Genomic DNA, 19,914 nt, shown 5'->3' with positions numbered 1-19,914 from the left:
ACAACGTGGTTCGATCGCGATACTACGGGCCGATATCGCCCCCCGCACGCCCTGCATTCGCATGACTTGAACGCGCGCGGCACGGTGATAGCCTGCCGGCCCCGTCTCACGCCGTCATCGGCCTGAAGCCATGTCCGCCGATCCTGGCCGGGCCGATCGACGAAGAGGACCGACGATGACCCTGCTTTCCCGTCTCGCGCTCGCCCTCTCGCTCACGCTGGCGGCAGCCCCCGCCTTCGCCCAGAAGGCCTATGTTCGCAACGACCTGCAGGCCGACGGGCAGCGCCTTGAGGAGCGTCTGAAGCGCGAGGTCGCGACCGGGAATCGCTCGGCAGCGGACGCCATCCGTGCCGGCGAGATCGCGCTGGGCCGCGGCGACGCACGCTCCGCCCTGCCCCAGGCCAATGCCGCGATCGTCGCCGATTCCGCCAATGCCGCCGGCTGGCGCCTGATGGCGCGCGCCGCCAATGCGATCGAGCCGCGCGATTATCGCGAGCGCTGGGAATTGCGCGAGCGCGCGGTCGCCGCCGCCTATCTCGCCTATCAGCGCTCGACCAACCGCAATGATGAGGCCGCTTCGCTCGGCGTGCTCGCCCGCACCTTCGAGAAGAACGAGTTGTGGCGCCCGGCGCTGACCACTTACCGGCTCAGTCTCGACCTCGCCGCCAACCCCGCCTTGCAAAGCTCCTATGAGAGCCTGCGCGAGAAGCGCGGCTTCCGGTTGACCTCCAACAAGACCGATTCCGACGCCGCCTCGCCCCGTGCCTGCTTCGAGTTCTCGGAAGCCTTGGCGCGCGGCCGCGTCGATTTCGCGCCTTATGTGGCGATCTCCGGCGGCAAGGGCGATTTCGCCGTCAGCGCCGAGGATCGCCAGATCTGCGTCGATGGCCTCAAGCATGGCGAGCGCTACGCCATCGTCATCCGCCAGGGCGTGCCCTCCGCCATCCCCGACGAAACCCTGCTGAAATCGGCCGACTATGAGATCTATGTCCGCGACCGCACGCCCTCCGTGCGCTTCACCGGCAAGAACTATGTGCTGCCCCGCACCGGCCAGCAGGGCATCCCGGTCATCTCGGTCAATTCCGGCAAGCTTGACCTCGAGGTGATGCGGATCGGCGACCGCAACCTGATCAACTCGGTTCATTCCGAAGATTTCCTCAGCCAGATCGGCTCCTATTCCGCCCGGCAGATCTCCAGCGACAAGGGCCAGACCGTCTGGACCGGCACGATGGACGTGAAGTCCGAGCTGAACCAGGACGTGATCACGGCCTTCCCGGTGACCGAAGCGGTCGGCAGCCTGAAGCCCGGCGTCTACGTGATGTTCGCCAAGCCTTCGGGCGGTCCGGCCGCCGCGCCCGCGAGCGACGATGGCGATTCGTATGATGACGGCTCGACGCGGGCAACGCAGTGGTTCGTCGTCTCCGATCTCGGGTTGACCTCCTTCACTGGCCCGGACGGCGTGCATGTGCTCGCCCGCTCGCTGGCCGACGCCAAGCCGATCGCCAATGCGGAACTCAGGCTGATCGCCCGCAACAACGAGGTGCTCGGCACCGCGAAGACCGATGGCAACGGTTATGCCCGCTTCGATGCCGGACTGGGCAAGGGCCAGGGTGGCAATGCGCCCGGCCTCGTCACCGCCTCGCTCGCCGAGGATTACGGCTTCCTCGATCTCAAGCAGACCGCCTTCGATCTGTCCGATCGCGGCGTGAAAGGCCGTGTCGCCCCGGCCGGTCTCGACGCCTATCTCTACACCGAGCGCGGCGTGTATCGCTCCGGCGAGACGGTCTATCTGACGTCGCTGCTGCGCGACGCCAAGGGCGCCGCCGTCACCGGCCTTCCGCTGACCATCGTCGTCAAGCGCCCGGATGGTGTCGAATACCGCCGCCGGCAGGTCGAGGATCAGGGCGCGGGCGGCCGCGCCCATTCGATCCAGCTCGTCTCCGGCTCCGCGACCGGCACCTGGCGCGTCCTCGCCTATTCGGACCCGAAGGGCCAGGCGATCGGCGAGACCTCCTTCCTCGTCGAGGATTACGTGCCAGAGCGGCTTGAGCTGACACTGACGCCGAAGGCGCCGCTGCTTCAGGCAGGCCAGCCGGCCGAACTCGACGTCAACGCCCGCTATCTCTACGGCGCGCCGGGCTCCGAGCTCGACGTCACCGGCTCGATGACGATCCGCGCCGCCGATGCCAGCCCCATCCCCGGCTTCAAGGACTATCAGGTCGGCCTCACCGACGAGGCTTTCGAGCCGGTCCAGAGCGAGTTCGAGGAAAGCACCACGACCGACGCCGCCGGCAAGGCGACGATCTCGAACCCCGTCCAGCAGGCCGATACCAACCGCCCGCTCGAGGTGGAGATGACCGTGCGCGTCGGCGAGCCCGGCGGGCGCGCCATCGCCCGCTCCGTCACCTTGCCGATCGTGCCCAAGGGCGCCGCGATCGGCGTGAAGAAGCTGTTCCGCGATGGCGATCTCGGCAACGGCCAGACCGCCAATTTCGAAGTGATCATGGCGACCGGCGACGGCAAGCGCCTCGCCCGGCCCGGCGTCAAATGGGTGCTGTCCAAGGTGCGCCGCAACTACCAGTGGTTCTTCCAGGACGGCCGCTGGAACTATGAAGGCGTCAAGACCACCCGCCGCGTCGCCGATGGCGAGATCGCTGTGGCGGAAGCCACTGGGGCCAAGATCGCCGCGCCCGTCGAATGGGGCAATTACCGGCTCGACGTGACCTCGGACGGCAACGAGGCGGCCGAGACCTCGGTCTCCTTCAGCGTCGGCTATGAGAGCGACAAGACCGCCGATACGCCGGATGTGCTCGATGTCGCGCTCGACAAGGCGGCCTATGCCGATGGCGAGAGCCTGCAGGTCCGCCTGTCCCCGCGCTTCGCCGGCAAGGCGACGCTCGCCGTCATCACCGACAAGGTCGCGGATATCCGCACCATCGACATCACGGAGGGCGGCACCTCCGCCTCGATCCCGGTGAAGGCCGAATGGGGCGCCAGCGCCTATCTCGTCGTGCTCGCCCATCGCCCGATGGACGCCGCTGCCAAGCGCCTGCCCGGCCGGGCCATCGGCCTCTCCTGGTTCCAGATCGGCAAGGAGACGCGCACGCTGGCGCTCGATCTCGGTGCGCCCAAACTGGTGCGCCCGCTGACGACGCTGTCGCTGCCGGTCAAGGTCACCGGCATGAAGGCCGGCGAAGAGGCTTATGTCACGCTGGCCGCCGTCGATATCGGCATCCTCAACCTCACCCGCTACGAGAGCCCGGACCCGAGCAAGTTCTTCTTCGGCCAGCGCCAGCTCGGCCATGACCTGCGCGATCTCTACGGCTACCTGATCGACGGCATGCAGGGCACGCGCGGCGCGATCCGCACCGGCGGCGACGCCGCGCCCAAGATGGACGGCGAGAAGCCGACGCAGGAGCCGCTCGCCCGTTATTCCGGCGTGGTCAAGGTCGGGGCCGATGGCACGGCCAAGGTCGATTTCGACCTGCCGGCCTTCAACGGCTCGGTCCGCGTCATGGGCGTCGCCTGGTCGGCCGGCCGCACCGGCCAGGCCAGCGCCGACGTGATCGTGCGCGACCAGATCGTCGCGCAGGCGACGCTGCCGCGCTTCCTCGCCATCGGCGACCAATCGCGCTTCCATCTCCAGGTCGACAATGTCGAGGGGCCGGCTGGCGCCTATACCGTCGATCTGGACGTGAAGGGCCCTGTTCTGGTCGCGGCCGACGCCACGCGCCGCACGATGCAGCTCGGCGCCGGCGCCAAGACGCAGATGACGATCCCCGTCACCGCCGCCGGCCTCGGCCGCGCCGAGTTCGACGTCCGCATTTCCGGGCCGAACGGCATCGGCACGGTGCAGAACCTCGCCGTGCGCGTGCAGCCCTCGGCCGCGACGATCGCGCGCCGCATCGTGCGCGCCATCCCCGGCAATGGCGGGGCGATCACCGTCTCCTCGGACCTGCTGGCCGATCTCGTGCCGAATTCCGGCCAGGTCTCAGTGACGGTCTCGCCCTTCGGCTCGCTCGACGTGCCGGCGCTGCTGAAAGCGCTCGACCGCTACCCCTATGGCTGCACCGAGCAGACCGTCTCCCGCGCCCTGCCGCTGCTCGCAGTCAACCAGCTTGCCTCGCTGGAACAGCTCGCGCTCGACGACAAGGCCGATGAGCGTGTCGTCAACGCGATCGAGCGCGTGCTCGCCCGCCAGGGCGGCAACGGCTCCTTCGGTCTCTGGGGTGTCGGCGGCGACGATCTCTGGCTCGACGCCTTCGTCACCGATTTCCTGACGCGGGCTCGCGAGAAGCAGTTCGCCGTGCCGCAGATCGCCTTCAACCTCGCGCTCGACCGCCTGCGCAACCAGGTCGTCAATACCAGCGACATCAACAAGGAAGAGGCGGCCGGCATCGCCTATGCGCTCTATGTGCTCGCCCGCAACGGCCGGCCGGTGATGGGCGATTTGCGCTATCTCGCCGACAACAAGCTCGGCGATTTTGCGACGCCGCTTGCCCGCGCCCAGATCGGCGCCGCGCTCTCGGCACTGGGCGATCGTGGCCGTGGCCGCGCCGCCTTCGGCAGCGCGCTCGGCCTGCTCCAGCAGGCGAGCGACGATGGCCTGTCGCGTCCCGATTACGGCTCCCGCCTGCGCGACGGCGCCGGCGTGCTCGCGCTGATCGCCGAAGCCAATGGCGAGCGCGCCGATATCAGCCGCGCCGTCTCGATCCTCGACGCCACCCGCAACAGCGCCCGCTACAGCTACACCTCGACGCAGGAGCAGATGTGGATGGTGCTGGCGGCACAGGCGATGGCCAAGGATGCCGAGGGCATGACGCTGACGGTCGATGGCGCCGCCCGCAAGGGTGCGCTCTATCGCACGCTCTCGGCCGAGGCGCTGGAGGCGAAGTCCTTGACCATCGCCAATCCCGGCGCCGGCAATGCCCAGGCGGTCATCACCGTCGCCGGCATCCCGACCGCGCCGGAGCCGGCCCTGAACCAGGGCTTCGGCCTGGAGCGCGTCATCTACACGATGAAGGGCGAGAAGGCCGATCCCGCGCGCCTGCGCCAGAACGAGCGCTATGTCGTGGCGTTGACGGTGACCGAGGCCACGCCGCGTTATGGCCGCCTGCTGCTCGTCGATCCCGTCCCGGCCGGTCTCGAGATCGAGAACGCCAATCTGACGGAAGGCGCCTCGGTCGCAGGTCTCGACTGGCTGAAACAGGAGGTCTCGCCTGTACATACCGAGTCGCGCGACGACCGCTTCGTCGCCGCCTTCGAGCGCTCGGGCGCGAAGAACGACAAGCCCGCCTACACCGTCGCCTATATCGCGCGAGCCGTCTCGCCCGGCCGCTACGTCTCGCCGGCCGCCGTGATCGAGGACATGTACCGGCCGGACCGCTTCGGCCGTACCGGCTTCGGCGCGGTGGAGATAACCTCGGCGCGGTAATGAGCGAAAGCGGGCAAAAACGGCCGTCATTCTCGGGCGAAGCGCAGCGCAAACCCGAGAATCTCGATCAGGATGAGGCTCCAACACCCCTCCTGCACAAGATGCTCGGGTCAAGCCCGAGCATGACGGCGTGCCCTGGCCGTTTCCGCAAACTGAAGATCGCCGCTGGCGTTCTGACCGTTTCGGCAATCGCGGCAACGACCGCCCTCGTCCTCTACGCCCGCTCCCTCCCTCCGCTCGACCTCGCGGCCGCGGCCGATCGCTCGACCGTGGTGCTCGACCGCGAAGGCAAGCTGCTGCGCCCCTTCCTGACCAATGATGGGCGCTGGAAGCTCCCCGTCACCAGCGAGGACGTCGACCCGCGCTATCTCGCCATGCTCAAGGCTTTCGAGGACAAGCGCTTCGACCAACACCACGGCATCGACCCCTTGGGCATGCTGCGCGCCGCCGGCCAGATGCTGATCAATGGCCGCGTCGTCTCCGGCGGCTCGACCTTGACCATGCAGGTCGCGCGCCTGCTCGAACCGCGCGAGGAGCGCACGCTCTCGGCCAAGCTCCGGCAGGCCGTGCGCGCCGTCGAGCTGGAACGGCGCTTCGACAAGGCGGGCATTCTCGACCTCTACCTCACGCTCGCGCCGTTCGGCGGCAATCTCGAAGGCGTGCGCGCCGCGACATTCGCCTATTTCGGCAAGGAGCCGAAGCGGCTCTCGACAGCCGAGGCCGCCCTCCTCGTCGCTCTCCCGCAATCGCCCGAGACGCGCCGGCCGGACCGCTTCGTCGAAGCTGCCCGCAAGGCGCGCGAGCGCGTGCTGGAGCGGGTCGAGCAGGCGGGCCTCGCCACCCGTGACGAGGTCGCCGCCGCCCGCAACGAGCCGATCCCGACCGCGCGCCGCCCCTTCCCCAATCTCAGCCCACATATCGCCGAGCAGGCGGTGGCGGAGGCGCCAGCCGAGCGCGTCCAGAAACTCTCGCTCGACGCGCGCCTGCAAGCCGCGCTCGAAGGGCTCGCCCGCGAGCGCAGCCTCGGGCTCGCACCCCAGGTCTCGATCGCGATCCTTGCTGTCGATAACGAGACCGGCGAGATTCGCGCCTCGGTCGGCGGCGTCGATTATTTCGCGGCGGAACGGGCGGGTGCGCTCGATCTGACACGGGCGCTGCGCTCGCCGGGCTCGGCGCTGAAGCCCTTCATCTACGCCCTCGCCTTCGACAACGGCATCGCCCATCCCGAGACGATGCTGGAGGACCGGCCGGCGCGCTACGGCATCTATATCCCCGAGAATTTCGACATGACCTTCCAGGGCATGGTCAGCGCGCGCAAGGCGCTCCAGCTCTCGCTCAACGTGCCTGCGGTCGAACTGCTCTCGGCGCTCGGCCCGCAGCGCTTCCTGTCGCGGCTGCGCGATGCCGGCGTCGCCATCGCCATGCCCCGGGACAGTGGCGCGCCCGGCCTTGCGGTCGGCCTCGGCGGACTCGGCATCACCTTGCAGGACCTGACCCGCGCCTATGTCGGCCTGGCGCGTGGCGGCGAGATGCTGCCGCTGCGCTTCCGCCCCCAGACGGCGCAGAGTGGTCCGGCGGCGCGCCTCGTCGATCCCGTCGCCGCCTGGTATGTCGCCGATACCCTGCTCGGCGCGCCGCCGCCGCTCAATGCCGTGCCCGGCCGCATCGCCTACAAGACCGGCACCTCCTACGGCTATCGCGATGCCTGGGCCGTCGGCTTCGACCGCAAGCACACGATCGGCGTCTGGGTCGGCCGTGCCGATAACGGGGCCGTGCCCGGATTGGTCGGGCGCACGGTCGCGGCCCCGATCCTGTTCGACGCCTTCGCCCGGCTCGGCATCGATCCGCGGCCCTTCCCGCAGCCGGCCGACGCGATCGTCGCCAGCACCGGCCATCTGCCGCCACCACTCAGGCATCTCCGGCAGGATGTGCCCAAGACCGTGACGGCGATGACGACGCCGACGTTGAAGCTCGCCTTCCCGCCGGACGGCGCCCGCATCGACCTCTCGGCCGCCGCGCTCGACGGCAATGCCCGGCTCAATCTCAAGGTGGCCGGCGGCTCCCCGCCCTATACCTGGCTGGTCGACGGCACGCCGGTGACCGAGCCACAGCGCCGCCGCGAGACACAATGGCAGCCGCCCGGCAAGGGCTTCATGCGGATTTCGGTGATCGACGGCACGGGTGCAAGCGAGAGCGTGTCGGTGAGATTGCAGTAAGGCGCGCTACCGCGGCGTCATCCCGCACGCGCCGCGGCACGAAGTGCTGCGGCGCAGATGCGGGACCGTTCTCAGGTAGGGCGCCCACTCGTCACGCGGTCCCGTGTCTGCGCAGCAGCGTTGCACGCTGCGGCGCGCACGGGATGACAGCGGATGTCGTTCACTCGGCCGGCGCCGGATGCGCCCCGTGAGCGCCATGCGCCTCGTCATGCGCACCATGGCGCGAGCCATGGACCTTGCGGGCGAGATAGCTATAGGCGACCGGCACCACGTAGAGCGTCAGCAGCGTGCCGAAGGTCATGCCGCCGACGATGACCCAGCCGATCTGCGAGCGGCTTTCCGCGCCGGCGCCATGGGCGATGGCGAGCGGCACGGCGCCGAGCACCATGGCGCCCGTCGTCATCAGGATCGGCCGCAGCCGCAATTCGGCGGCTTCGACGAGGGCGTCGATCATCTCCCGGCCCTCCTCGCGCAGTTGGTTGGTGAACTCCAGGATCAGGATGCCGTGCTTGGTGATGAGGCCGACCAGCGTGATCAGGCCGATCTGGCTGTACACGTTCATCGTCCCGCCCGTGAAGTAGAGAGCCGCCAGCGCGCCGGTCAGCGAAAGCGGCACCGAGACCATGATCACGACGGGATCGACGAAGCTCTCGAACTGCGCCGCCAGCACCAGATAGATGAAGCCGAGCGCCAGCAGGAAGACGACGAAGATGCTCGCGCCCGACTGCTTGAACTCGCGGCTCTGGCCGGAATAGTCGATCTGCACGCTGTTGGGCAGCACGCGCGCCGCGCCCTCCTCCAGTACCTTGAGGGCGTCGCCCAGCGAATAGCCCGGCGCCGGAATCGCAGTGATCGTCGCCGAGCGGAGCTGGTTGAAGCGGACGAGTTCCTTCGGCGCCACCGTCTCCTCGACCTGGACTAGGCTGGAGAGCTGGACCACCGCCCCGCCACGGCCCATCAGGTAGATCGATTGCAGCGCCTGCGGGGTGTTGCGCTCGGCGCCCTCGACCTGCAGCACGACGTCGTACTGCTTGCTGTTCATGTTGAAGCGGGTGACCTGCCGGCCGCCGAGCAGCGTCTCCATGGTGCGGCCGATGATGTCGACATTGACGCCGAGATCGGCGGCGCGCTGCCGGTCGATCGAGACCTTGATCTGCGGCTTGTCGAGGATGAGGTTGCTCTCGACATTGGTCAGGACCGGCGAGTTCGCGACCTCTGCCATCAGTTGATCGACATAGGACTTGATCTGGTCATAGGGCTCCGACGAGCGCAGCACGAACTCGACGGGCTTGCTGGTCGCCTGGCCCTGGCCGAGCGAGGCCGGATTGGTGGCGAACAGGCGGATGCCCGGGATCTGCGACAGCCCCCGGTTGATCTCGGCGACGAGGTCCTGCTGCTTGCGGTGCCGCTCTTCCCACGGCTTCAGGCGGGCCATGGCGATGGCGCGCGTCACGTCGGGGAAGCCGGTGATGACGAGATAGGTCTCGACCTCCGGAATCTTCCGGAAATACTCCTCGACCTGGCGCGCGTAATCGGCCGTGAAGGTGATCGTGGCGCCTTCGGGGGCGACGCCGATCACATTGATCGTGCCGCGATCCTCGACGGGCGACAGTTCCGCGCGCAGGTTCGTGAAGAAGAAATACCCCCCGCCCGCGACGCCGAGCGCCAGCAGGACGACGAGCGGGCGCACCGACAGGGCCCCGCGCAGCGAGGCCTTGTAGCCGCGCGACAACGCGTTGAATCCGCCCTCCAGCACATTGTAGAGCCAGTTATGCTTCTCGTGATGGCGCAAAAGCTTGGCGCACATCATCGGCGTCAGCGTCAGCGCGACGAAGCCGGAGACCAGCACCGCGCCCGCCAGCGTCAGCGCGAACTCGATGAAGAGCTTGCCGGTGCGCCCCGTCGAGAACGCCATCGGCGCATAGACCGCGACCAGCGTCAGCGTCATCGCGACGACCGCGAAGGCGATCTCGTTGATGCCGCGGATCGCCGCCGGAGTCGGCTTCATGCCGTCCTCGATATGGCGGTGCACGTTCTCCAGCACCACGATCGCGTCGTCGACGACGAGGCCGATGGCGAGCACCATCGACAGCAGCGTCAGCGTGTTCACGGTGAAGCCGAACGCATACATTAGCGCAAACGAACCGATCAGCGAGACCGGGATCGTCACCAGCGGGATCAGGGTCGCGCGGGCCGAGCGCAGGAAGATGAAGATGATCAGCACGACCAGCACGATCGCTTCGAGGATCGTCTGGAAGACCGCCTTGATCGAACGGTCGATGAAGACCGAGCTGTCATAGGACTTGGCGATCGACATGCCCTGCGGCAGGTCCTCGATGATGCCGGGCAAAGCTTCCTCGATGCCGGCCGAGACGTCGAGCGGGTTGGCTGTCGCCTGCTTGACGATGCCGATCGTGACCGAGGGCGTGCCCCGGAACCAGGCGGCATTGCGCTCCTCGCGCGCGCCGAGTTCGACCTTGGCGATGTCCTTGACCTTGACCGAGAAGCCGTTGGCGTCCTTGACGACGATCTCGCGGAACTCCGCCGGCGTCGTCATGCTGGTCTGCGAGAGCACCGTGAATTCGCGGTCGTTGCTCTCGATGCGGCCCGAGGGAATCTCGATGTTCTGCGCGCGGACCGCGGCCTCGACCTCCTGGACGCTGACGCCATAGGCCGACATGCGGGCGCGATCGAGCCAGAGGCGCATCGCATATTGGCGCTGGCCGAGGATGCGGACCTCCGCCACGCCGGTGACGTTCTGGACGCGGTCGGAGATGAAGCGGTCGGCGAAATCGGTCAGCTCCAGCGGGCCGTGCCGCGAGCTGGTCAGCGAGAGATAGAGGATCGGCTGCGAATCCGCCTCGACCTTGGCGATGACCGGCTCGTCGATCTCGTCCGGCATGCGGCTGCGCACGCGGCTGACGCGGTCGCGCACGTCGGAGGCCGCGACGTCGGGGTCGACATCCGGGCGGAAGCGCACCTGGATGAAGCTGCGCTCCTGGCGGCTGGTCGAGGACAGGATCTCGATGCCTTCGATGCCGGCGATCGAGTTCTCGAGGATCTGCGTGACCTGCGTCTCGATGATCTCGGCGGAGGCGCCGCGGTAGTCGGTGCGGACCGAGACGATCGGCTCGTCGATATTCGGGTATTCGCGGACGGTCAGGCGGCCATAGGAGACGATGCCGATCAGCATCACCAGAAGGCTCAGCACCGTCGAGAGAACGGGCCGGCGGACGAAGAGTTCGAAGAGGCTCATGCGTCGGTCCTAGAGCATTTTCGGAGAGAGCGGAGGCCGGCTTGCGTGAAGAACCGAAGGTCCGCGTCAGCGAATATGCGACAAAACAAAGAGATGGAGCATGTCGCGGGAAGCGCGGAATGCCCTAGAGTTGGCTCGTCTGGACGACCTTGTCCTTGATCGCGATGATCGCACCGTCGCGCAATCGCATCTGGCCGGCGGTGATCACCTGCATGTCGGGCTTCAGCCCGCTGACGATCTCGACCTTGCCCGGCAGCCGCTTGCCAAGTTCGACGGTCACGCGCTTCGCCTTACCCTTGTCGACGACATAGACCATCTTGCCGACGGCATCCGGCACGACGGCCATTTCCGGCACCAGGATCGCGTTCTCGCGCTGGTCGACGGTGATGGCGAGGCGGGCGAAGAGGCCGGGCTTCAGCGCGAGATCGGCATTCGGGATGTTGGCGCGCAGGCGGATCGCCCGGCCGTTGACATCGACCACCGGGTCGATCGCGTAGATCTGGCCCTGGAACTTGCGGTCCGGCACCGCATCGACGCGCATCTGCACGGGCTGGCCGACCTTCAGGCGGCTAAGATAGATCTCAGGCACGCGGAAATCGATCTTGATCGGATCGATGCTGGTCAGCGTGATCAATTGCTTGCCGACCGAGACATAGTCGCCGACGCCGACCGAGCGCAGGCCGACGACGCCGGTGAACGGCGCCACGATGGTCGACTGCGCTAGCTTGGCCTTGGCGAGCTGGACGCGGGCCTCGGTGGAAGCGAGCTTCGCCGCGGATTCGTCGAGCGCGACCTGCGTTCCCGAGCCGCGCGAGACCAGCCCCCTGAGCCGGTCGTTGGTGTCGCGGGCGAGACCGAGATCCGCCATCGCCTGCTTGAGCTCGGCATCCAGGATCGCGGTATCGAGCTTGACCAGCTCCTGGCCGGCCTTGACGGGCTCGCCCTCCTTGAAACCGAGGAAGACGACGCGGCCGGCGATCTCGGGCGCGATCACCACGGATTCATCGGCAGCCAGCGTGCCGAGTGCCTCGACCTCCTCGCTGACGGTCGCCAGCTCGATCGACGCGACCTCGACCGGCACGGCGCGCGGACCCGAGACCGCGCTGGCCTGTGCCTGCTGCGTGCCGGCGCGCTGGTTGCGGTAGGCATAATAGCCGCCGCCCGCGACCGCGGCGACGAGAACAAGAAGGACGAACCGCTTCATCAGGCTGGAGGCTCCGTTGCCGCCCATTAGTCTTAAATGGAACGAAAGTCGTTGCTAAGATGCCGGCGTGCCACAGCGGCACAAAAACAGCAGTTTCTGCGCCGATGCCGCATCGACCCGGCCTCCCAGCCATCGATGCAAGATGCTTGCCGATGAGAGGCCCACGATCGCAGGCATCTCCGCCGCACACAAACATCCAGCTTCATCCTGCCGGTAAGCTGCGGATCGTCCAAGCGCATTCTGGATATCTCACGAAACGTTGACCGGCTCGCGAAGGCGCAATCGCTGCTTTCGAGGCTTTCCGCCTGCTGTCACGCCGCTGTCATCCGTGGCCGTTAGGGCTCGCGGCGATCGAGACGCCTGACCCTCTGGCTTTGGCCGGGCGGGGACGCGCTCATGCCCGTATCGTGCCCGAGAACCATTCATGCTCCGCATCGAAGGCCTGACCAAGCGCTTTGGCGACAGGAACGCGGTCGATGCCGTGACCCTGACCGTGCCGAAGGGAGAGATGGTCGGCGTCATCGGCCCCTCCGGCGCCGGCAAGTCGACGCTGCTGCGCATGCTGAACCGCCTGACCGAGCCGACCTCCGGCCGGATCGTCTGCGAAGAGCAGGACGTCACCGGCCTGAAGGGCGCTGCCCTGCGCCGTTGGCGCCGCGACACGGCGATGATCTTCCAGCAGTTCAACCTCGTCGGCCGCCTGGACGTGCTGACCAATGTCCTGCTCGGCCGGCTGAACCACCGCTCGGCGGCGCTGACCCTGGTCAAGAGCTTCTCCGAGGACGACAAGATCCGCGCGATCGCGGCGCTGGAGCGTCTCGATATGGGCCATCTCCTGGCCCAGCGCGCCGAGACCCTCTCCGGCGGCCAGCAGCAGCGCGTCGCCATCGCCCGGGCCCTCGTCCAGGAGCCGCGCATCATCCTCGCCGACGAGCCGATCGCCTCGCTCGACCCGCGCAATACCCAGGTCGTCATGGACGCGCTGTTCCGCATCAATCGCGAGGACGGCATCACCGTGATGTGCAACCTGCACGATCTCGACATCGCCGCGAAATACTGTGACCGGCTGATCGGCATGTCCGCCGGCAAGGTCGTGTTCGACGACGTGCCGCAGGCGCTGACGCGCGAGATCGCGGCCGAGCTCTACGGCATCGAGGCCAAGGATGCCGGCGCCGAGGCGCTGGATGCGCTCGACGCCATTGCCGCTTCCGAGGCGAAGCGCGCCCGCCAGAAGACCGCCTGACTTTCGAGAGATCGCCGGACCGGCCCGAAGGCCGTCGCCGCGAGAAGACCATCCCGCCTAAGACTACAACCAGGAGCATATCGATGCTGACCCGTCGTCATACCCTCAAGCTCGCCGCCGCCGGCCTGGCGCTCGCCGCCGCGGCTCCGGCCTTCGCCCAGGACTGGAAGGCCAAGTATCCCGAGCTCGTCTTCGCGATCATCCCCTCCGAGAACGCCTCCGGCGTCGTCGAGCGCTACACCCCCTTCGTGAACTATCTCGCGAAGGAGCTCGGCACCAAGGTGACCCTGCGCATCGCCAACGACTATGCCGCGATCATCGAGGGCCAGCGCGCCGGCAACATCCATATCGGCATGTACGGCCCGGCTTCCTTCGCCCGCGCCCGCATGACCGGCGCCAAGGTCGATGCCTTCGCCATCGAGACCAATCTCGACGGCACCAAGGGCTATCACTCGGTCTTCTACGTGAAGAAGGACTCGCCCTATCAGAAGGTCGAGGATCTCAAGGGCAAGAATCTCGGCCTCGTCGACCCGAACTCGACCTCGGGCAACAACGTTCCGCGTTTCGTGCTGAACCAGATGAAGATCGAGCCGGAAACCTTCTTCTCGAAGGTGGTCTATACCGGCAGCCACGAGAACGCGATTATCGCGCTCCAGCAGGGCACGGTCGACATCGCCGCCAACTGGTGGAACGACGAGCAGGAATCGAACCTGCAGCGCATGGCCCGCAAGAACATGGCCAAGGCCGAGGATTTCCGGATCATCTACAAGTCCGAGCAGATCGTGAACTCGCCGATGGCCTATCTCACCGACCTGCCGGAAGAGCTGAAGGCCAAGATCCGCGACGCCGTCCTGAACCTCGCCACCAAGGACAAGGTCGCCTTCGACAAGATCTATGAAGGCAAGCAGGGCCCGCTCGTCGCCGTCGACAACAAGGCCTACGACCCGATCATCGAGCTCAACAAGTTCGTCGACGAGCTCCGCAAGAAGAAGTCGTCGTAAGCAGCACGCCTGCTCTCGCCGTCATGGTCGGGCTTGTCTCGACCATCCACGCCTTCGCTTCGTTGATCGAATGCGGTGTTCGAGACGTGGATGCCCGCCACAAGGGCGGGCATGACGGCTGCGGCGCTGGCTAGCGCCCTCTCCGGCAACGGACACAGAATTCCATGACCCTCGCGATCGACCGCAACGACCCGGCTATCCGGGCCCATGCCGAGACCTATCGGCAGGCTGCCTCGGCCAAGCGCCGGCAGGCCCTGATCGGCATCGTCGTCTTCATCGCCTGCGTGCTGCTGTCGGCGCGCGGCGCCGAGGTCGATCTCGCCAAGTTCTTCGAGAACATCCACCGCTTCCCGAAATACATCTACGAGACGCTGCCGACGCTCCGGCTCGGCAGCCTCGGCGCCGATCTCGCCGAATGGTACTGGGGCCTGAAGGGCTGGCTGAAGCTGCTCTGGCAGACCGTGCTGATCGCCTATGTCGGGACGATCCTCGGCGTCGCCGGCGCCTTTCTGTTCTGCTTCGCCGCCGCCGCCAATCTCGGCCGCGGCACCTGGCTGCGCTTCGCCGTGCGCCGCTATCTCGAATTCTGCCGCACCGTCCCCGAGATCGTCTTCGCGCTGATCTTCGTCATCGCCTTTGGGCTCGGCCCCCTCCCCGGCGTACTCGCCATCGCGATCCACACCATGGGCGCGCTCGGCAAGCTCTTCTCTGAAGTCGTCGAGAATATCGACCTGAAACCGGTCGACGGCGTCACCGCCGCCGGCGGTAGCTGGTGGCAGATCGTGCGCTTCGCCGTGGTGCCGCAGGTGCTCTCCAATTTCGCGAGCTACGCGCTGCTGCGCTTCGAGATCAATGTCCGTGGCGCCTCGATCATGGGCTTCGTCGGCGCCGGCGGCATCGGGCAGGACCTGATCGAGGCCATCCGCAAGTTCTACTTCACCGATGTCAGCGCCATCCTGCTGCTGATCATCATCGCCGTGATGCTGATCGACTACGGCACCGAGCGGCTGCGCCACGCCCTCCTCAGCCTGGAGCATGGCCGATGAGCCTCGCCCTCTCGACAGCCGAGCGCGCCGACATTCTCAACCGCCACGAGGCCGCGATCCGCGGCTCGCTCAAGACGAAGCTCGCGACGATCGGTACCATCGCCGCCCTCGCCGGCCTCTTCCTCTACGGGCTGACGACGCTCGAGACCTCGCTCTGGAAGCTCATTTCCGGCCTGGGCAATCTCGGCACCTTCGTCGTGCTGATGCTGCCGCCCGATCCCGGCTCCTTCGCCCGCGCGATCATCTTCGTGAAGGCGTTGTTCGAGACGATCGCGATCGCCTTCCTCGGCACAGTGCTCGCCGCCATCCTCGCCTTGCCGCTTGGCTTCATCGCGGCGCGCAACGTCGTCGCCAACCGCGTCGTGCATTTCCTTGCCCGCCGCTCGCTCGACACGGTGCGCGGCGTCGACGCTCTGATCTGGGCGCTGATCTGGGTCAATGTCGTCGGCCTCGGCCCCTTCGCCGGCATGCTCGCGATCATGACTAGCGATCTCGGCGCCTTCGGCAAGCTCTACTCGGAAGCGATCGAGGCGGCCGACCGCAAGCCGGTCGAGGGCTTGGCCTCCGTCGGCGGCGGCAAGGCCCACGAGATCCGCTTCGGCCTCTTGCCGCAGGTGCTGCCGGTGATCGCGAGCCAGGTGCTCTATTTCATCGAGTCCAACACGCGATCCTCCACCATCATCGGCATCGTCGGCGCGGGCGGCATCGGCCTCTATCTCGCCGAGACGATCCGCACGCTGGAATGGCAGCAGGTCTCCTTCCTGATCCTGCTGATCCTCGCCGCGGTCTCGGCCATCGACTTCCTGTCGAGCAAGCTGCGCTTCGCCATCATCGGTCGCCGGGCGAGGTGAAACCCCTGCCGTCCTTCTCGGGCGCAGCGAAGCGAAGACCCGAGAATCTCTCGCCGGAAGAGGCGCCTCATCGTCCTGAGATGCTCGGGTCAAGCCCGAGCATGACGGCGCCCCTCAATCCCCGAACGGCTCAATCACCATTTCCACGCGCTCGGCGGCGAAGACGCTGCTCACGAGATGCACCGGCGTCAGGTCCGGCAATGCATCGACCGCAGTCGAGATCATCACGGCCGCCTCCGGCGCGATTTCGAGCAATTCCGCCTCGCCTTCTTCGGCGAGCCGTGCCGTCAGGCGCGTCGACAGGCGCACGTAATCGGCGATGCCATAAATCTTGAAGGCCGCCGTGATCGAGCCGGCCGCCTCGCGATAGGCCTTGTCGAAATCCGCGAAGCGCTCGACCGAGAGCCAATGCGTGCCCGTGCCCATCGGCACGCCGTCGGCGAGGCTTACGCCACACACGCACCAGAGCGGCGTCCCGGTCTTCAACTTGAGCGCGGAGCAGGCCGCTGCCTCGCCGACGACTACCTCGGCCGAGAGCATGCGGCTCGTGCCGGTGATGCCGAGCCTGCCCATATTGGTGCGCATGCTGACACGCCGGCCGATCGGATAGGGCAGGCGCGGCGCTGTCACCTGCGTGCCGCGTCCGCGTGAAACCGTCACCAGGCCCTGCTCGGCCAAATGGCGAAAAGCCTGCCTCACTGTATGGCGATGCACGCCGTAGCGCTCGGCCAGCGCGACCGAAGCCGGCAGCGTGTCGCCGAGCTTGTACTCGCCGCGCCCGATCGCCTCGGCCAGTTCGTCGGCGATACGCCGCCAGGCCGTGCCCCCATCGCGCTCCGCCAGTGCCGCATCCGTCATCAAAGTTTCATCCGAAAAGTATAGACCTTTGCCATCAACTCCCCTAGCATAGTCTAGACATTCGGAACTGACCAGCGAGCCCGCGCCGATGACGCAGAAAACCCCGAGGCAAAGCTGGATGGCGACGCTGGCGCGCGCCTCCCGCAGCGAGATCGAAAGCCTGCTCGGCGATCCGCCGGACCATGACCTGTTGAAGGCGCCGGAGACCGGCACCGTGATGGTCGAGGGCCGCGCCGGTGGCGCAGGCCGCCGCTTCAATCTGGGCGAGGCCACCGTGACGCGCTGCGTGGTGCGCCTGTCCAACGGACGGATGGGCTTCTCCTATGCGCTCGGCCGCGACGGCCGGAAGGCAAGGCTCGCCGCCCTGCTCGACGCCCGCCTCCAGGACGAGGCCGAAGACAGCGGTTTGCATCAAGGCGTCGCCACGCTCGCCGCGCAGCAGGCGGCGGCCCGCGACCTCGCCTCGCGCAAGGCGGCGGCGACCAAGGTCGATTTCTTCACGCTGGTCAGGGGTTCGTGATGTCGGCTGAAACCATGATCGCCCCCGGTTTCTCCGACCCGGTCTTCCAGTCGCAGGCCGCCTTCCGCGCCCTGCTCGCCGCTCTCTCCGAGCCCGGCACGCTGCAGAAGGTTGCGAGCGAGATCGCGCCGCCGGAAGGCCTCGCCACCGCGACGGCCACGGCCTTGCTGACGCTCGCCGATTACGAGACCCCGGTCTGGCTGCCGGAACCCTTGCGCAACGGCCCCGCCGGCGCCTGGCTGCGCTTCCATTGCGGCGCGACGCTCGTCGAGAACCCCGCCGAGGCCGCCTTCGCGGTCATCGACGGCGCGGCCGACGAGCCCAGCCTCTCCGCCTTCAATCTCGGCACGGACCAGTTCCCGGATCGCTCGACGACCGTGATCGTGCAGGTCAACGGCTTGGAAGGTGGCCACGCCATCACCCTCGCCGGCCCCGGCATCCTGGGCTCGCGCGATATCGCGCCGCAGGGCCTGCGCTCCGGCTTCACCGATGAATTGCGCGAGAACGGCGCGCTCTACCCGCTTGGCGTCGATGTCCTGCTCGCGCATGGAGAGGGCCTGATCGGCCTGCCGCGCTCGACGCAAATCGAGGAGGCTCGCTGATGTATGTTGCCGTCAAGGGCGGCGAGGCCGCCATCCTCGCCACGCATGATCTCGTCGCCGAAGCCCGTCGCGGCGATCCGGCCGTGCCGGAAATCTCGGTCGCCCAGATCCGCGAACAGCAGGCTTTGGCCTGCGCGCGCGTCATGAACGAGGGCTCGCTCTACGATCAGGATCTCGCTGCGCTGGCGCTGAAGCAGTCGCAGGGCGACGTGATCGAGGCCGCCTTCCTGATGCGCGCCTATCGCACGACGCTGCCGCGCTTCGGCTCATCCGAGCCGCTCGACACCGCCGCGATGGCGATCCGCCGCCGGGTGTCGGCGACCTACAAGGATCTGCCCGGCGGCCAGGTGCTCGGCCCGACCTATGACTACACGCACCGGCTCTTCGATTTCGGGTTGATGGACGAACCGCAACGCGCCCCCTCTCCCCTTGCGGGAGAGGGTTGGGGTGAGGGGTCGCGCCACGGCTCCGATGATCCTTCAAGGAAGGTAGCCAGCGATTCCGACTTGCGCGACCCCTCATCCGCCCCTTCGGGGCACCTTCTCCCGCAAGGGGAGAAGGAAAGAGCCCCGCTCGACGCTCGCATGCCGCGCGTGCCCGACATCCTCGGCGCCGAGGGACTGATGGAAGCCGAGGAGCCGCCGGAAGGCGATCCGCGACCCTTCGACCTTACCCGTGACCCCGTCTCCTTCCCGGCCGATCGCGATGTCCGCCTGCAATCGATGGCGCGCGGCGACGAGGGCTTCCTGCTCGGCCTCGGCTATTCCGTGCAGCGCGGTTTCGGCGGCACGCATCCCTTCGTCGGCGAGGTCCGCGTCGGCGAGGTTGCGGTGGAGTTCGTGCCCGAGGAGCTCGGCTTCGCGGTCGATCTCGGCGACGTCACCCTGACCGAATGCCAGATGGTCAACCAGTTCCAGGGCTCGAAGGACGTCCCGCCGCAATTCACCCGCGGCTACGGCCTCGTCTTCGGCCATAGCGAGCGCAAGGCGATGTCGATGTCGCTGGTCGACCGCGCCCTGAAGGCGCGCGATTTCGGCGAAGCCACCAACTACCCGGCGCAGCAGGACGAATTCGTCCTCTACCACGCCGATAATGTCGAGGCGGCCGGCTTCGTCGAGCATCTCAAGCTGCCGCACTATGTCGATTTCCAGGGCGAACTCGAACTGATCCGCCGCATCCGCCGCGAGCGCGAGGAGCGGATCGCCCGCGAACAGGGCGCCCAAGAGCAGAACGCCATGCCGGAGGCTGCGGAATGACTATCCATCAGATGCCGGCTGACGATACCAAGCCGGCTTACAACTACGCCTATCTCGACGAGCAGACCAAGCGGATGATCCGCCGCGCCCTGCTCAAGGCGGTCGCGGTGCCCGGCTATCAGGTGCCGTTCGGCTCGCGCGAGATGCCGCTGGCTCGTGGCTGGGGCACCGGCGGCATCCAGATCACCGCCGCGATCATCGGCCCTGCCGACACCTTAAAGGTGATCGACCAGGGCGCCGACGACACCACCAACGCCGTCTCGATCCGCAGGTTTTTCGAGCGCACCGCCGACGCCCGCACCTGCGAGGCGACGGACGAGGCGACGATCATCCAGACCCGCCACCGCATTCCCGAGGCACCGCTGAAGCCCCGACAGGTCATGGTCTATCAGGTGCCGACGCCGGAACCCTTACGCCGTCTGGAGCC

13 protein-coding genes are annotated in these 19,914 nt (G+C 67.4%); 10 read left to right on the top strand and 3 right to left on the bottom strand.

Annotation, left to right across the window (positions count from 1 at the left end):
- Positions 1–175: 175 nt before the first annotated feature.
- Together JHD80_RS18755 and pbpC are read left to right on the top strand one after the other, a co-directional pair.
- Positions 176–5,434, top strand: coding sequence for an alpha-2-macroglobulin family protein (locus JHD80_RS18755; protein WP_199090499.1), 5,259 nt, complete (start codon positions 176–178; stop codon positions 5,432–5,434).
- A 122-nt stretch (positions 5,435–5,556) separates the two neighbouring features.
- Positions 5,557–7,650 (top strand): penicillin-binding protein 1C, encoded by a 2,094-nt coding sequence (gene pbpC / locus JHD80_RS18750; RefSeq protein WP_248311643.1) that lies wholly within the window; start codon positions 5,557–5,559, stop codon positions 7,648–7,650.
- A 160-nt stretch (positions 7,651–7,810) separates the two neighbouring features.
- Here pbpC and JHD80_RS18745 read toward each other — a convergent pair whose 3' ends face one another.
- Positions 7,811–10,906: an efflux RND transporter permease subunit gene (locus JHD80_RS18745; protein WP_199090497.1), complete on the bottom strand. Its 3,096-nt coding sequence runs from the start codon at positions 10,904–10,906 to the stop codon at positions 7,811–7,813.
- A 124-nt stretch (positions 10,907–11,030) separates the two neighbouring features.
- Complete coding sequence (locus JHD80_RS18740) at positions 11,031–12,110, bottom strand: efflux RND transporter periplasmic adaptor subunit (RefSeq protein ID WP_199090495.1); 1,080 nt, start codon at positions 12,108–12,110, stop codon at positions 11,031–11,033.
- A gap of 424 nt (positions 12,111–12,534) precedes the next feature.
- On the opposite strand from JHD80_RS18740, the gene phnC reads away from it, so the two are divergent.
- The 4 genes from phnC to phnE (JHD80_RS18720) all read left to right on the top strand — a co-directional run bounded on the left by phnC (position 12,535) and on the right by phnE (JHD80_RS18720) (position 16,251).
- Positions 12,535–13,353, top strand: coding sequence for a phosphonate ABC transporter ATP-binding protein (gene phnC, locus JHD80_RS18735; RefSeq protein WP_199090493.1), 819 nt, complete (start codon positions 12,535–12,537; stop codon positions 13,351–13,353).
- Between the two features lie 83 nt (positions 13,354–13,436).
- A complete protein-coding gene (gene phnD, locus JHD80_RS18730) occupies positions 13,437–14,354 on the top strand; it encodes a phosphonate ABC transporter substrate-binding protein (RefSeq protein WP_199090491.1) in 918 nt (305 codons plus the stop codon).
- Positions 14,355–14,518: 164 nt separating this feature from the next.
- Positions 14,519–15,400, top strand: coding sequence for a phosphonate ABC transporter, permease protein PhnE (gene phnE / locus JHD80_RS18725; protein WP_199090487.1), 882 nt, complete (start codon positions 14,519–14,521; stop codon positions 15,398–15,400).
- Positions 15,397–16,251, top strand: coding sequence for a phosphonate ABC transporter, permease protein PhnE (gene phnE / locus JHD80_RS18720; RefSeq protein WP_199090486.1), 855 nt, complete (start codon positions 15,397–15,399; stop codon positions 16,249–16,251). The genes phnE (JHD80_RS18725) and phnE (JHD80_RS18720) overlap by 4 nt, the downstream gene beginning before the upstream one ends.
- Positions 16,252–16,365: 114 nt before the next feature.
- On the opposite strand, the gene phnF is transcribed toward phnE (JHD80_RS18720), so the two are convergent.
- Positions 16,366–17,109 carry a phosphonate metabolism transcriptional regulator PhnF gene (gene phnF, locus JHD80_RS18715; protein ID WP_199090485.1) on the bottom strand — a complete coding sequence of 248 codons (744 nt, stop codon included), beginning with the start codon at positions 17,107–17,109 and terminating at the stop codon, positions 16,366–16,368.
- Positions 17,110–17,197: 88 nt separating this feature from the next.
- Between phnF and phnG the strand changes: the two genes are divergently transcribed.
- The 4 genes from phnG to JHD80_RS18695 all read left to right on the top strand — a co-directional run.
- Positions 17,198–17,629 carry a phosphonate C-P lyase system protein PhnG gene (phnG, locus tag JHD80_RS18710; protein ID WP_199090483.1) on the top strand — a complete coding sequence of 144 codons (432 nt, stop codon included), beginning with the start codon at positions 17,198–17,200 and terminating at the stop codon, positions 17,627–17,629.
- A gap of 14 nt (positions 17,630–17,643) precedes the next feature.
- Positions 17,644–18,231, top strand: a complete 588-nt coding sequence (phnH, locus tag JHD80_RS18705) for a phosphonate C-P lyase system protein PhnH (RefSeq protein ID WP_199090481.1) — start codon at positions 17,644–17,646, stop codon at positions 18,229–18,231.
- Positions 18,231–19,487 carry a carbon-phosphorus lyase complex subunit gene (locus tag JHD80_RS18700; protein ID WP_199090479.1) on the top strand — a complete coding sequence of 419 codons (1,257 nt, stop codon included), beginning with the start codon at positions 18,231–18,233 and terminating at the stop codon, positions 19,485–19,487. The genes phnH and JHD80_RS18700 overlap by 1 nt, the downstream gene beginning before the upstream one ends.
- Positions 19,484–19,914 (top strand): alpha-D-ribose 1-methylphosphonate 5-phosphate C-P-lyase PhnJ (locus JHD80_RS18695; protein ID WP_248311642.1); only part of this gene is annotated, 431 nt, incomplete at its 3' end. The genes JHD80_RS18700 and JHD80_RS18695, both read left to right, overlap by 4 nt.

This window comes from Allobosea sp. ASV33, from assembly GCF_016428755.1.
Lineage (GTDB): Bacteria > Pseudomonadota > Alphaproteobacteria > Rhizobiales > Beijerinckiaceae > Allobosea.
The sequence above is the reverse complement of the archived record's forward strand: the minus strand, read 5'-3'. Positions and strand labels throughout refer to the sequence as shown.

Bases quoted from the DNA above. Each gene is read 5' to 3' on its own strand.
- JHD80_RS18700 (WP_199090479.1), top strand. From the start codon at position 18,231: ATGTATGTTGCCGTCAAGGGCGGCGAGGCCGCCATCCTCGCCACGCAT.
- pbpC (WP_248311643.1), top strand. From the start codon at position 5,557: ATGACGGCGTGCCCTGGCCGTTTCCGCAAACTGAAGATCGCCGCTGGC.
- JHD80_RS18745 (WP_199090497.1), bottom strand. From the start codon at position 10,906: ATGAGCCTCTTCGAACTCTTCGTCCGCCGGCCCGTTCTCTCGACGGTG.
- phnG (WP_199090483.1), top strand. From the start codon at position 17,198: ATGACGCAGAAAACCCCGAGGCAAAGCTGGATGGCGACGCTGGCGCGC.
- phnC (WP_199090493.1), top strand. From the start codon at position 12,535: ATGCTCCGCATCGAAGGCCTGACCAAGCGCTTTGGCGACAGGAACGCG.
- phnE (WP_199090487.1), top strand. From the start codon at position 14,519: ATGACCCTCGCGATCGACCGCAACGACCCGGCTATCCGGGCCCATGCC.
- JHD80_RS18755 (WP_199090499.1), top strand. From the start codon at position 176: ATGACCCTGCTTTCCCGTCTCGCGCTCGCCCTCTCGCTCACGCTGGCG.
- JHD80_RS18740 (WP_199090495.1), bottom strand. From the start codon at position 12,110: ATGAAGCGGTTCGTCCTTCTTGTTCTCGTCGCCGCGGTCGCGGGCGGC.
- phnE (WP_199090486.1), top strand. From the start codon at position 15,397: ATGAGCCTCGCCCTCTCGACAGCCGAGCGCGCCGACATTCTCAACCGC.
- phnH (WP_199090481.1), top strand. From the start codon at position 17,644: ATGATCGCCCCCGGTTTCTCCGACCCGGTCTTCCAGTCGCAGGCCGCC.
- phnD (WP_199090491.1), top strand. From the start codon at position 13,437: ATGCTGACCCGTCGTCATACCCTCAAGCTCGCCGCCGCCGGCCTGGCG.
- phnF (WP_199090485.1), bottom strand. From the start codon at position 17,109: ATGACGGATGCGGCACTGGCGGAGCGCGATGGGGGCACGGCCTGGCGG.